Below are 12,457 nucleotides of genomic sequence, written 5' to 3'. Positions count from 1 at the left end.
TAATAATTTCAAAATCAGAAAAGCGCGTTATAAAACGGTGCAGTTATCACGCCCAAACCAGACAAGATCTTCCACTTTAACCGCCACATCACCGCGTTGGGCGAAAGGCTCAATAGCCCAGGCTCCCCACATGGGTTTATTGTTGCTGGCATCAATGAATCCCTCCGTGTAAGCCGATCCTGCACCCAGCGAGTGCCCAATGTTGCCTAGTAGATCCAGCAGGATGAAACCTTCCTTTAGGAGTTGTTGATGAGAAATCTCAAACAATTCTCCAGCGGGCATACCCGGGCGACAAAGCGTTAAGGTCTGTTGATGTATGCGTTCTAGATCTATCAAAGCCTGATCGGCCTCCGGGTAATGGCCAATTACCCGGGTTCGCGTACAATCTCCCCAAAATCCTTGCTCAGTGATCGGGTGCACATCAACAATCAGCACATCCTTTTCCTGTGCCGTCAGTTCCCCTGGTCCTTGAGTGGGAAAACAAACCCGAGCATTTTCTCCGAGCCCGACGGTGGTTATCGTCCATATACCGGTTGCATTTTGCTGATACAGGTAATCATGGATAACCCTTTCAATTTCTCTTTCACTCACACCCGGCTTCAATGCTGCCAGACCAACCTGAGCGGCGGATTTGGCCAGTGCCTGTGCCTGAAATAGTCCCATAGGGGGGGTTGTTGCAATATCGGGACCGGGGCGAAACTGCCATGCAGGTTTCATTGCTATTATCCTCTTAATCAGGGAGGTATTTGTTGGTGAAATACTGCTCAGCAGGTAGCGGTTTTTTGACAATCTGCTGTTGCTGCAGTGCATTCAACAAGCTGTTCCATGTCGCCACATCTTGGTGGAGTGACTGACCATCAGTTGGAGAAAGCAATGGCACGGTATCTTTCCACTGCTGAGTGATAAACGCAGGATCGTAGGATTTGCTAAACGCGGCTGCAAAAGCACTGACGCCCTCTTCAGGATGTGCAACGGCATAGCTGATGCTTTTGCTGGTTGCTCGAAGGAACGCTTTGGCTAATTCGGGGTGCTTATTCATCCAGTCCTGGTTTCCTGCAAACATCAGGATTGGCGTGTTTGGAACACCGTGGCCGACGGCAGGGAGAAATTCCAGAGTCTGTTTACCCATCGTGACCATCTCCGTGCCTTCCGCGTTGGTGATCCCGGTAATGGCATCCACGCGTTTTTGTAAAAGCAGTGGCACGGTATCATCGGCTGCTGTGACCATAATGACGTCAGATAAGGTTAAACCCGCACTCTCCAGCATCAATGAGAGCTGAGCTTTGGTCCAGGCATCATTATATATACCGATCGTTTTTCCTTTCAGATCGGCAACGGTCAGCGCTTTCCCTTGTGAACTAATAATGCCCCAATTATTTCCTCGACCATAACGTGCAATTGACTCAACCGGAGCACCCTGCTCTTTGGCAAAAATGATATCCATCACCGTGGTGAAAGCGACTTCAGCTCGACCGGTTCCAAGAAATTTCATGGTATCAGCCACCGTCGGTGGAGCAATAATATTGAGGTCAATCCCCTCTTCGGCATAAAAGCCTTTTTCCTTGCCTAATACCCAAGGGATCCAGAAACCATCTGCGACAGGCCATTCCTGGACAAAATTGACTTTTGTCAGTGGTGCTGTTGCTGCCTGGGCGGAAGTGACCATAGAACTTCCCACCATGAATGTTACCGCCAACATTGTGCTCTGCAAAAATGCCTTTTTTTTCATTTTCTTTCCCCGGTGTTGACTAATGATAAATTGATCTGACAATCTATATTGAATCGGTTCAATAATGACTGTCAATTACATTTTTTATTAGTCATAACTAATTGATAGTATATGATTTTTTAATAAAATGAACCGATTCATATAATTGCGTAAAAAGCCCCAAAATAGTGCGCCAGATGCACAAATATGATCCATCTAAATCCTAGGGAATCGTTATGAATAATAAAAAAGTGTTGTTAGTTGGAGAGACATGGGTGAGTTCTTCCACTCATTTTAAAGGCTTTGATCAATTTGGAAGCGTTACCTTTCACTCAGGTGCGAGAGCGGTTAAAGCAGCCTTAAAGGACACAGACTATTCATTGGTTCATCTGTCCGCCCACGATGCTGTGGAAGATTTTCCATTCAGTAAACAAGAGCTTAATCAATACAGTGCGATATTACTTTCCGATATCGGCGCCAACTCATTACTGCTACATCCCGATGTCTGGTTACACGGTAAAACAGTACCAAATCGTCTTAATATTTTAAGAGACTGGACGGCTGAGGGCGGCTCTCTGGCAATGTTCGGTGGTTACTTCAGTTTTCAAGGCATTGATGGAAAAGCACGCTGGCGATGCACTGCGGTAGAGCAAGCCTTACCAGTGAACTGCTTGCCTTATGATGACCGTATTGAGGTGCCTGAGGGGTTCCACGCGGTGATCGATCCTGCTCATCAGTCTCATCCGATACTCAAGGGAATTACCGGAGAATGGCCCTGTCTGCTGGGCATCAACGAAGTGATTGTCAAACCAGAAAGCACCATACTGGCAAGGCTGCCGGAAGATCAAGGCGGGCATCCTTTGCTCGTCACTGGCAAGTATCACCAGGGAAAAACATTGGTCTGGACTTCTGACATCAGCCCACACTGGTTACCCCAGTCTTTCATCGACTGGCCAGGCTATAAGCAATTGTTAATCAATATGCTGGACTGGATGACCCAAAAATAACCCTCGCGGGACGACCCGTTGTTACCAGGAGTCTGTATGGCTACCAAAGTGCCTGAAGCGCAAGTTACTGTTGCCTGTTTACAAATGGAACCACTGTTTGGTGAGGTTGATAAAAACGTTGCCCGTTCAATTCATCTTATTGAAGAAGCTGCTGCGCAGGGGGGGAAACTGATTGTGCTGCCAGAGTTATGTAACACGGGCTATGTTTTCCACACAAGGGAAGAGGCTTTTAGTCTCGGTGAACACATTCCAGATGGAAAAACCACGCAGGCGTGGATCGCCTGTGCCACAAGACTGCAAATCTGGCTTGTCGCTGGGATTACCGAGCGTGACGGAGATGTTCTCTATAATAGCGCAGTGATCATTGGGCCAAATGGTTTTCTTGGTCGCTACCGAAAGGTACATTTATGGGGCGAGGAAGCACTATTTTTTGAAGCGGGTAACTTGGGTTTTCCGGTTTTCAAAACCCCCATTGGTAACCTAGGTTGTCACATCTGCTACGATTCGTGGTTCCCTGAAAGTTTTCGTCTGGCAGCGTTACAAGGGGCTGATATAATTTGTGTTCCTACTAACTGGGTTCCTATCCCCGGTCAGGATGAAAAGCGCGAAGCGATGGCAAATATCTTGTTGATGGCGGCTGCCCATAGCAATTCCATCTATGTTGCCGCTGCCGATCGGGTTGGGACTGAACGTGAGCAGCCTTTCATAGGCCAGAGCCTGATTGTCAGTTATACAGGATGGCCGGTCGCAGGTCCTGCGAGTCGCACTTCTCCGGAGATACTGTTGGCTGAATTGAATCTTGCCAATGCGAGGCGACATCGCAACTGGAATGACTTTAATCAGGTGTTAAAAGACCGGCGTCCTGAAGTTTATAGTGATCAATATCCCCAATCTCACTATTAAATGGCGAAAGGACTTAAATAAAATACCATCCTTCCCCAGCCAGGGAGGATGGTGACTACTTGAATGTACTGGGAATTTCTATGCTTGTGAATCTCCCTTCGCTAGCTCATAGAGAAAATCAATCTCATCCGAAGTCACATGTTTATCGTTTATTCGTGTGGGAGCGCAGATGTATTATGTGCGTTACTGAGGACATGGCGGCTCATATTATTTATGTTAAATATCATACATTTAATGTAAAATTAATAGCTACTCTTCTGCAATAGTCAGCTCATTATCGCTGCAGGCGCGGCTTCATTCGGGATAGATGGAGGTTATCGATCAGCGTATTCAGTCCGGGTTCAGTGACTTTCATTTTATACTCCTGTTCCTTGTGTGGTGGCGATCAGCCCCGGCTCTCATTCACCTGGACGGTGACCGGCAGGCCTGCATCAAAACAGGTCTGATACCAGCAGGCCACCTGCAGGGGATCGCCCTCTTTTATCCGGCGTATGCCGCCGGCATCCGTCAGCTGCAGGCAGGTGGTACCGTCCAGACGGATCACGTAGGCCGCTTCCCGCAGGGAGTAACGGCCGTCACCCAGCTGCAGCTCCACCGCATCACCGGCAGCCGTTTGGCGTAACGGCAGACGCCGGACGTCTGTCAGTCGTTGTCGTGCCGTTTCAGCCTCGCGTTCTGCCTGGAAGAGCGGCTCTGCAATGCCGCCTCGACGGCCAGCTGCAAATTTGGGGCGCGCAGGGTGCGCAGCCAGCCCGCGGCTTCCATGCGCCGGCAGGAGGCGCGCAGGTTCGGCCCGTACACCGGGACGTCCCCGCCCTGCTCCAGCACCCGCTCAATATTCTTTGTCGCCACCGGCCCCCGACGTTTCGCATCGAGAGCGGCCAGCACAATCAGCACCCGTCGCTGCAGCGGCGACGGCCTGCGGAAGGTTGTTACTGCTGCCATGAACGTTGTTCTGCTGTGGTAGCGCGAAGGAGCATTTCGGTGAGGCGCAGATGGTCCCTGTCGGCGACTTCTTCCGGGGCACGGCCCGCCATCGTCAGGTGGTACCAGAGTTCGATCGCGCTGCGTGCCCGGGCAAGACCCTGTACACCATTCTGTGTAAATGCCTTTTCTCAGAAGTGACCGTCCAGACGGTCACCGAACTCGATAATAAAGCGGCTCATTGCCATGCGCCAGTCCCTCAGCGGCATCGTCCATTTTTGCGAGGCCGACTGGATTGCCAGCCATACCACCTTTTCACTGCATCATCCGTCGGGAACACCTTACGTTTATTGATGGCATGCCGGATCACGCTGTTCAGAGACTCAATAGCATTCGTTGTGTAGATCACCTTACGGATGTCTGCCGGGTAAGCGAAGAACGTCGCAAGGTTAGTCCAGTTAGCCTGCCAGCTCCGGCTTATCTGCGGGTAGCGGTTGTCCCAGGCGGTGGCGAAGGCTTCCAGCGCCTGCTGACCTGCTTCTTCCGTAGGGGCCTGATAGATGGCTTTCAGGTCGCGGGTGACGGCTTTGTAGTCCTTCCACGAGACGAACCGCAGGCTGTTGCGCACCATATGCACGATGCACAGCTGGATGCGGGCTTCCGGATATACCGTGTTGATGGCGTCCGGGAAGCCTTTCAGTCCGTCGACACAGGCGATGAGGATATCGTTCAGGCCGCGGTTTTTCAGCTCTGTCAGCACGTTCAGCCAGAACTTCGCGCCCTCGTTTTCAGCCAGCCACATACCCAGCAGTTCTTTCTGGCCTTCGATGTTTATACCCAGCGCCAGGAATACGGATTTATTGATGACGCGACTGTCCTGCCGGACCTTCAGGACGATACAGTCAAGGTAAACAATGGGATAGACCGCATCCAGTGGACGATTCTGCCATTCAGTAACCTGTTCCATCACCGCGTCAGTGACCTTCGATACCAGCGCCGGTGAGACGTCTGCGTCATACAACTCTTTGAACGCGGCCGCTATCTCGCGGGTGGTCATCCCTTTGGCGTACAACGATAAAATCTGGTTATCCATCCCGGTGATCCGGGTCTGGTTTTTCTTCACCAGTTGCGGTTCGAAAGAGCCATCACGATCGCGTGGAGTGCGTAGTTCCAGAGGGCCATCGCCGGTGGTAACGGTCTTTGTGGAATAGCCGTTGCGGGAGTTGGCACCCGGTTTAGGCTGGTTTTTATCGTAGCCCAGATGGTGGGTCATTTCGGCGTTGAGAGCCGCCTCAACGCTAATTTTCTTCAGCAGGCGATCGAACTGGTTGAGGTCGTCAGGGGTTTTGAGATTTTTGGCCAGTTCGTTAGCCAGAGCCTGCAATTGTTTTTCGTCCATAAAGTAACCTGCTTTTGATGTTAGATTGAACATATCAAAATCAGGCAATTACACAAACTTATGTACAGGGTCCTTACGTCCGAACAACCCTATCCCTTCAAGTATTGTGCTGCGCCGAAAATACATTACCCCGCAGGATGCTTGCATCAACCGCAGCAACATTGGTCTTGCCGCAAAATGCCATCGATAAATCGAATTCATTACGAATGATATTAAGCGCCATCGTTACACCCTCTTCCCCAAGCGCCCCTAATCCATACAGCATGCTGCGCCCGATATAAGTCCCTTTCGCTCCCAGCGCAATTGCCTTCAGCACGTCCTGCCCGGAACGAATACCGCCATCAAAATGCACTTCAATCCGATCGCCTACTGCCGAGACTATCTCCGGTAACAGAGTAATCGATGACGACACGCCATCCAGTTGACGCCCGCCGTGATTGGAGACAATCAAGGCATCTGCCCCCGCCGCTACCGCCAGTCGCGCATCTTCTACATCCATAATACCTTTAACGATCAGCTTGCCGCCCCATCGCTGTTTAATCCACTCAATATCCTGCCAGGAAAGACGCGGGTCGAACTGCTGGGCTGTCCACTCAACCATCGCATCGATATTATCAACGCCGCTTGCGTGGCCGATGATATTGCCAAAGTTACGGTTACGCGTGGCGAGCATATTACGACACCAGCGAGGTTTGACAGCGATGTCCAAAAGGTTGCGCAGCGTCATTTTAGGTGGCGTAGACAGGCCATTTTTGATGTCTTTATGGCGCTGGCCAAACACCTGCAAGTCCATAGTGACAACCAGCGCTCCGCAGTTCACGGCTTTTGCACGATCGATAAGATTCTCGACAAAGTGGCGATCACGCATGACATAAAGCTGGAACCAAAATGGATGATAATCCGTTGCCTGCGCCACCGTTTCCATCGAGCAAATACTCATGGTTGATAGTGTAAAGGGAATGCCAAACCGTTTCGCCGCACGCGCAGCAAGGATCTCGCCGTCGGGATGAATCATGCCGGTTAAACCGGTGGGCGCAATTGCCATTGGCATCGTCACGGCCTGCCCGAGTATCACTGTGGCGGTGCTGCGCCCGGCGATATCGACTGCCACGCGCTGGCGAAACTCCAGGCGGCGCAAATCCGCTTCGTTGGCACGATAGGGCTTTGTTGAATAAATCAGATTTCGGGTAAGTCTCCCCCGTAGCGGGTTGTGTTTTCAGGCAATACGCACGCTTTCAGGCATACCTGCTTTCGTCATTTTGTTCAGCGCTCGTACCAGGGCCATAGCCTCCGCAACCTGACCATCGTAGTCACGCAGCGTCAGTGAACCCCCGAACAGCTGTTTTACCCGGTACATCGCCGTTTCCGCTATCGAGCGACGATTGTAATCTGTTGTCCATTTCCACCGCGCATTACTCCCGGTCATTCGCTGATTAGCCACTGCACGGTTACGGTCTGCATATTCACCGGGCCAGTAACCCGCACCTTTTCGGGGAGGGATAAGCGCGCTGATTTTCTTACGCCGCAGTTCATCGTGACATAGCCGGGTATCGTAAGCGCCATCGGCGGCGGCTGACCTGATTTTCCGGTGGGTTTGCCGGATTAACCCGGGGAAGGCCTCTGAGTCCGTAACGTTGTTCAGCGACAGGTCAGCGCAGATGATTTCATGTGTTTTACTGTCAACGGCGAGATGCAGCTTACGCCAGATACGGCGGCGTTCCTGGCCATGCTTTTTGACTTTCCACTCGCCTTCACCGAAGACCTTCAGCCCGGTGGAATCAATTACCAGGTGTGCGATTTCACCCCGGGTGGGCGTTTTGAAACTGACATTAACCGACTTTGCCCGCCTGCTGACACAGCTGTAATCCGGGCAGCGTAGCGGAACGTTCATCAGAGAAAAAATGGAATCAATAAAGCCCTGCGCAGCGCGCAGGGTCAGCCTGAATACGCGTTTAATGACCAGCACAGTCGTGATGGCAAGGTCAGAATAGCGCTGAGGTCTGCCTCGTGAAGAAGGTGTTGCTGACTCATACCAGGCCTGAATAGCTTCATCATCCAGCCAGAAAGTTATGGAGCCACGGTTGATGAGGGCTTTATTGTAGGTGGGCCAGTTGGTGATTTTGAACTTTTGCTTTGCCACGGAACGGTCTGCGTTGTCGGGAAGATGCGTGATCTGATCCTTCAACTCAGCAAAAGTTCGATTTATTCAACAAAGCCCGAGATACTTTATCTGACGGCTATTCGCTTGCTTGGAATAGTGGGATTAATGACTTCCGTGAAATTGAAAATGGCAACCATATTTTTTACCTGTCGTTAAAGGTTGTTAATTTAGACGATCCGGTCTCCCCACATGCAGCAATCATCATGAAGTATGATGACCGACAACCTGCACTATTAATTTACATGATGGAAAATTTCATCAGAAATCAAAACACTATATTAGATGGCAAGGTTTTTATTATAGCTCTCATCTTTGCGACCATTTTTGCCTCAAATATAGATAGTAATAAAGACAGAATTAATGAGACGGATATAGTGCTGGTTAATCCTGAACAGAATCTTAAAAGTTACTATCGTGAGTTCGGATTTTTTGATGATTACCGAAATCACTCATGGATGTCCGCTGATGTCATTACTATTCAGGAGAGAATCCGACAGATGCTCAATGAAGATAGCAATGGTGAAATGGAAGAATTAATCATTCGCGAGGATAACGGCATTCAGAATGTGGTCACTATTGGCATGGTAGACACTTACGGCACTCGGAATGTGAACCATACAGGATCTTTTGGGGAGATCGGCTTTACGCGGTGGGTGAGGGGCGAAGACGAAGATGGTGAAGATGATGACGGGCTATGGGGCTAAGAAATGAAGGTTGTTTGTAAAGCAGACACTATCGGTGTAGAATTTACTCATAGAACGATTAATGAAGCAGCAGGAGGCCCTATGACAGTGAAAGAAAAACGAGCCGACAGAAAGGCCAAGAGCTGCCGACCTATGCCTGCAGTAAATTTCTGGCTTAGCCTAGATGGAAGTAAAGTCGCTAAACTTGGCAATAAAGAAGCAGATACGCTCGGCGTAAAGACTTGGCCAAATCCAAAAGTAAGCTAATAAGAAAGGCTCCGTAAGGAGCCTTTCTTCATTACAGAGTGGTGGCCAATGTCGCCAATTCGTTATAACTGCCTATCGACCTCCCATCGACCAGGATCTGCGGGACGGTCCGAACCGGTTTACCCGTCAGTTCGCCAAGCGCTACAGCATCAATACCATTAGCTACAATGTCGATATACTCATAGTCATATGAGCCCTTGGGTTTTAAGTTGCTTAGAAAGCTCTACAGCGCGTTTACAGAAAGAACAGTTACTTTCCCATAGATGGTGATTTTCATTTTAAATCCATTTAAAATGTGATTGGTTTTGCGATGCTGCGGATCACAGCCATAAAGCCTTTTTGCAGGTCTGTTTTGCCGCTCCGGGTTCAACATGACCTCCTCTTTCCATTGCAAGTTCCGCGTACCGCGCGACCAGCGTTCCGGGTGGCGCGCTCTGACCTCTCGATATAGCCTGTCTCTCTCAAGACGGGTAAGCCGACACAGAATGCTTTTATAGAACGGTTCAACCGAACATACCGAACAGAAATCCTGGATTTTTACCTGTTCAGAACACTGAGTGAAGCACGGGAAATTACTGAGCGCTGGCTGATGGAATATAACAACGAGCGGCCTCATGATTCCTGAACAACCTGACGCCGGAAGTGTACCGGCTGATGGCAGAAAAACCGGAACTATCAAAAAGTGCGTGGAACTAAAACGGGTGTGCTTACAGGCAAAGAAAGGATACAAAACTCAAAATCCTGGGAGCATAGACTGTATAAGCATGAGTTAATCAATTATTTTGATGAAAATGTCATCTGGCAGATTTTATGTGGCCTTGTTACCAAGCTGGCAGATCCATTTTCCATTGAATGCAGTGTTAGTTGTTTCCGGTTCGAAAAAGGAAATAAACCAACCATCCTGGCACTTTAATTGCGTCCATCATGTAAGGTGATGCTACTGAAAAAATTCGGATAAATACCCATTGAAATCGACCGATCAGCCCATATTTAAGTTGTTCTGAACGGTTATCAGTTGGAGAGCAGGATGTCGGAGCAGTTTGAAGTTGAGAAGCTTAAAATCCTTTGTCTCAATGGCGGTGGGGCGAGAGGGCTCTTTACTATTAATGTTCTCGCTGAGATTGAGCGGATAATCGAGCAGAAAACAGGTGATACCAGCGTAAATGTTGGCGATTACTTTGATCTGATAACAGGCACCTCCATTGGGGGGATTCTGGCTCTGGGTCTTGCTTCAGGGAAAACAGCACGGCAGCTTGAGGCCGTATTCAGAAAGCAGGCTCCGTTGATTTTTCCGGAGCAAAAATTAGCCTGGTTTTTTCCTAAGTACCGCCGTCTTTATCGCCTCTGTAAGCAACCTTTATATGACAGTGCACCTCTCGCTGAAACAATTGCGAGTATGGTTGGAAAGACTACCACGTTTAATGACCTGCAGCGCAGGGTTATGATACCTGCAGTGAATCTTTCAACAGGCGAACCTCAGTTTTTTAAGACTCCGCATAATCCAGAATTCACTCGTGATGGCCACCTCACTCTTCTGGATGCTGCAATGGCGACCTCAGCTGCACCGACTTACTTCGCCCCCCATTATTGTAACGAACTGGATGCTTATTTCGCTGATGGAGGCTTAGTCGCGAACAATCCCAGCTTAATCGGGCTTTACGAAGTTATCAGTGATATGCAAATCGATTTTCCCGGGGTAGATGTCAGGAATATCAGAATACTGAATATTGGTACTCTTGGCGAGGAATATACCATCAGTCCGGCAGCCCTTGCGTCCAAGAAAAACGGTTACGCTGGTCTGTGGGGTGGGGGAGAAAGGCTTGTGCTGACAACGATGACGGCAAATCAATTGCTACACAAAGCGATACTCAAACGCGAGTTACGCCGTAATGATGCTTCAGGTAATTACGTTTATCTCGATGACACAATCCCCAATGAGGCAGCCTCAGACATCACTCTCGATAATGCCAGTGAAAGTAGCCTTCGTAACCTTGCCAGCAGAGGTAAACAACTGGCGACTGATGAGTTTTCTAAAAACAATCAGTTAAGGGCATTCTTTAAGGCACGTGCCGTTCCGTTCATTCGCAAGGCCAGTAAGGAGCTAATACCATGAGTTGGAGTTTTCATCGCTATTATACAAACCGGACAGATGGACTCATCAGTAAGCTGAAGCTCAGTGACGAAAAGTCCGGGTATCTTAAGGCGCTTCGTAAGCAAATTCGGGCACGTACAAGAGATGTGTTTGAAGAGGCAAAAAAGCTGGCAGAGGAAACCAGAACTTCCACTGTAAACCTCAGGGAGAAAGTTGCAGCTACCCACTTTCGACATCTTTCGCCGGAAGCGCAGAAAGAAGTCGAAGAGCTTATTAATGCACTTGGTAACGAAGCCCGTGAATCATTTTTACGTCTGAAGCCACGTTTCTGGACTCAAGGTAGTTTTCAGTATGACACGCTCAATGTGCCATATAGCACACCTCCCCAGGAGATGGATATTGATGATGGTACCTATCTTCCTATGGCACTTTTTGATGATAAGCCAATCATTGGCCACCGGCTTCTGTTGTTACTTGTCGATACATCCCTCAAATCACTTGTCGCTGAAAATGATGGATGGATTTTTGAGGCGAAGCGTACCTGTGCGCGGATCAAAATCCCCTCTGAAAATACGCATATTGACGTTCCTATGTATGCCATACCTGAGGATCAGTTCGTTTTAAAGGAAGTCGCGATTGAGTCGTTCAGGAAAATGGCCTTTGATTCAGTTGATGCAAGAGCTGAAGCCTGGATGGTTAATCGTGATGAATATGAACTGGATTCAGACTCCGTAAACCTTGCCCTGCGCGAAGGTGAACAAAAATGGGCAAAAAGCGATCCTAAAATCGTTGAGGATTGGTTCCTTGAAAGTTGTCGAGTGAATGGCTGGCACTTGCGGAAAGTATGCCGATTTATGAAGGCGTGGCGTGATGCCCAGTGGAAAGAAAAAGGGCCGTCATCTATCTCATTAATGGCTGCCACCCTGAATGTCCTCAACAAATATACTCATGACAGTACTGATCTTGGGGCAACGATGAGTCTAATCGCTCTGCATTTGCCTGAGGAGTTCAGAAAGGGGGTTGAAAGCCCCGATCATACGGATGATAAGCCCTTGTTCCCACCGGTCGAAGCGCATGGTGAATGGGAGCAAGATGTGATCACAAAACTTGAAGAATTAAAAAATTATCTGTCTGAAGCGGATACCGCAGAAACGAAGGAGCTAGCACTGAAAGCATTAAATAAAGCATTTGGTGATCGCGTCACGGACCACGACCTTATTGACAGGAAAGTCGCCGGACCGGCATATCATGAAGAGCCCAGCAAGGCTCTTAAGCCTGTCGTCATTAGCCAGACGATGAGCAGTGGCTAACGG

The 12,457-nt window shown here is 49.2% G+C and carries 10 protein-coding genes and 4 pseudogenes; 7 read left to right on the top strand and 7 right to left on the bottom strand.

The features are described 5' to 3' along the window. Positions 1 to 27: 27 nt before the first annotated feature. Together MMW58_RS29900 and MMW58_RS29895 are read right to left on the bottom strand one after the other, a co-directional pair. On the bottom strand, positions 28 to 717 hold the full coding sequence (locus MMW58_RS29900) for a M24 family metallopeptidase (protein ID WP_200557562.1): 690 nt from the start codon (positions 715 to 717) through the stop codon (positions 28 to 30). 13 nt (positions 718 to 730) lie between these two features. Continuing rightward, positions 731 to 1,729, bottom strand: coding sequence for an ABC transporter substrate-binding protein (locus tag MMW58_RS29895; protein ID WP_200557563.1), 999 nt, complete (start codon positions 1,727 to 1,729; stop codon positions 731 to 733). Between the two features lie 215 nt (positions 1,730 to 1,944). Here MMW58_RS29895 and MMW58_RS29890 point away from each other — a divergent pair, with 215 nt between their 5' ends. Further along, positions 1,945 to 2,715 carry a glutamine amidotransferase gene (locus MMW58_RS29890; RefSeq protein ID WP_200557564.1) on the top strand — a complete coding sequence of 257 codons (771 nt, stop codon included), beginning with the start codon at positions 1,945 to 1,947 and terminating at the stop codon, positions 2,713 to 2,715. 84 nt (positions 2,716 to 2,799) lie between these two features. Next, on the top strand, positions 2,800 to 3,618 hold the full coding sequence (locus tag MMW58_RS29885; protein ID WP_239612803.1) for a nitrilase family protein: 819 nt from the start codon (positions 2,800 to 2,802) through the stop codon (positions 3,616 to 3,618). Positions 3,619 to 4,003: 385 nt separating this feature from the next. Here the strand turns inward: MMW58_RS29885 and MMW58_RS29880 are convergent. The 4 genes and pseudogenes from MMW58_RS29880 to MMW58_RS29865 form a co-directional block, all read right to left on the bottom strand. After that, positions 4,004 to 4,563, bottom strand: a pseudogene (locus MMW58_RS29880) (hypothetical protein). A gap of 170 nt (positions 4,564 to 4,733) precedes the next feature. Continuing rightward, a pseudogene (locus MMW58_RS29875) lies at positions 4,734 to 5,941 on the bottom strand (IS256 family transposase). A 97-nt stretch (positions 5,942 to 6,038) separates the two neighbouring features. After that, a complete protein-coding gene (locus MMW58_RS29870) occupies positions 6,039 to 7,121 on the bottom strand; it encodes an alpha-hydroxy acid oxidase (RefSeq protein WP_241723828.1) in 1,083 nt (360 codons plus the stop codon). A gap of 36 nt (positions 7,122 to 7,157) precedes the next feature. Further along, the gene (locus MMW58_RS29865) at positions 7,158 to 8,126 is read right to left on the bottom strand and encodes an IS5-like element IS903B family transposase (protein WP_000654804.1); all 969 of its coding nucleotides are present in this window, start codon (positions 8,124 to 8,126) and stop codon (positions 7,158 to 7,160) included. Positions 8,127 to 8,305: 179 nt separating this feature from the next. Between MMW58_RS29865 and MMW58_RS29860 the strand changes: the two genes are divergently transcribed. Together MMW58_RS29860 and MMW58_RS29855 are read left to right on the top strand one after the other, a co-directional pair. Further along, the gene (locus tag MMW58_RS29860; RefSeq protein ID WP_241723821.1) at positions 8,306 to 8,806 is read left to right on the top strand and encodes a hypothetical protein; all 501 of its coding nucleotides are present in this window, start codon (positions 8,306 to 8,308) and stop codon (positions 8,804 to 8,806) included. 3 nt (positions 8,807 to 8,809) lie between these two features. Beyond that, positions 8,810 to 9,052, top strand: coding sequence for a hypothetical protein (locus MMW58_RS29855; RefSeq protein ID WP_241723820.1), 243 nt, complete (start codon positions 8,810 to 8,812; stop codon positions 9,050 to 9,052). Positions 9,053 to 9,083: 31 nt separating this feature from the next. On the opposite strand, the pseudogene MMW58_RS29850 reads toward MMW58_RS29855, so the two are convergent. Then, positions 9,084 to 9,329 (bottom strand): annotated as a pseudogene (locus MMW58_RS29850) (GrxA family glutaredoxin). A 183-nt stretch (positions 9,330 to 9,512) separates the two neighbouring features. Here MMW58_RS29850 and MMW58_RS29845 point away from each other — a divergent pair. From MMW58_RS29845 to MMW58_RS29835, 3 genes and pseudogenes are all read left to right on the top strand, one after another. Beyond that, a pseudogene (locus tag MMW58_RS29845) lies at positions 9,513 to 9,674 on the top strand (integrase core domain-containing protein); the annotation flags it as partial. A 405-nt stretch (positions 9,675 to 10,079) separates the two neighbouring features. After that, complete coding sequence (locus MMW58_RS29840; RefSeq protein WP_094309879.1) at positions 10,080 to 11,165, top strand: CBASS cGAMP-activated phospholipase; 1,086 nt, start codon at positions 10,080 to 10,082, stop codon at positions 11,163 to 11,165. Continuing rightward, on the top strand, positions 11,162 to 12,454 hold the full coding sequence (locus tag MMW58_RS29835) for a CBASS cGAMP synthase (protein ID WP_200557576.1): 1,293 nt from the start codon (positions 11,162 to 11,164) through the stop codon (positions 12,452 to 12,454). The genes MMW58_RS29840 and MMW58_RS29835 overlap by 4 nt, the downstream gene beginning before the upstream one ends. The last annotated feature ends 3 nt before the right edge of the window (positions 12,455 to 12,457 follow it).

The organism is Klebsiella sp. HC6, assembly GCF_022605325.1.
GTDB classification, from domain to species: Bacteria; Pseudomonadota; Gammaproteobacteria; order Enterobacterales; family Enterobacteriaceae; genus Klebsiella; species Klebsiella terrigena.
Note: the sequence above shows the minus strand (reverse complement) of the source record. Positions and strands in the feature narration are given on the sequence as shown.

Coding starts and splice junctions, on each gene's coding strand:
- MMW58_RS29900 (WP_200557562.1), bottom strand. CDS start 717: ATGAAACCTGCATGGCAGTTTCGCCCCGGTCCCGATATTGCAACAACC.
- MMW58_RS29895 (WP_200557563.1), bottom strand. CDS start 1,729: ATGAAAAAAAAGGCATTTTTGCAGAGCACAATGTTGGCGGTAACATTC.
- MMW58_RS29890 (WP_200557564.1), top strand. CDS start 1,945: ATGAATAATAAAAAAGTGTTGTTAGTTGGAGAGACATGGGTGAGTTCT.
- MMW58_RS29885 (WP_239612803.1), top strand. CDS start 2,800: ATGGAACCACTGTTTGGTGAGGTTGATAAAAACGTTGCCCGTTCAATT.
- MMW58_RS29860 (WP_241723821.1), top strand. CDS start 8,306: ATGAAGTATGATGACCGACAACCTGCACTATTAATTTACATGATGGAA.
- MMW58_RS29855 (WP_241723820.1), top strand. CDS start 8,810: ATGAAGGTTGTTTGTAAAGCAGACACTATCGGTGTAGAATTTACTCAT.
- MMW58_RS29840 (WP_094309879.1), top strand. CDS start 10,080: ATGTCGGAGCAGTTTGAAGTTGAGAAGCTTAAAATCCTTTGTCTCAAT.
- MMW58_RS29835 (WP_200557576.1), top strand. CDS start 11,162: ATGAGTTGGAGTTTTCATCGCTATTATACAAACCGGACAGATGGACTC.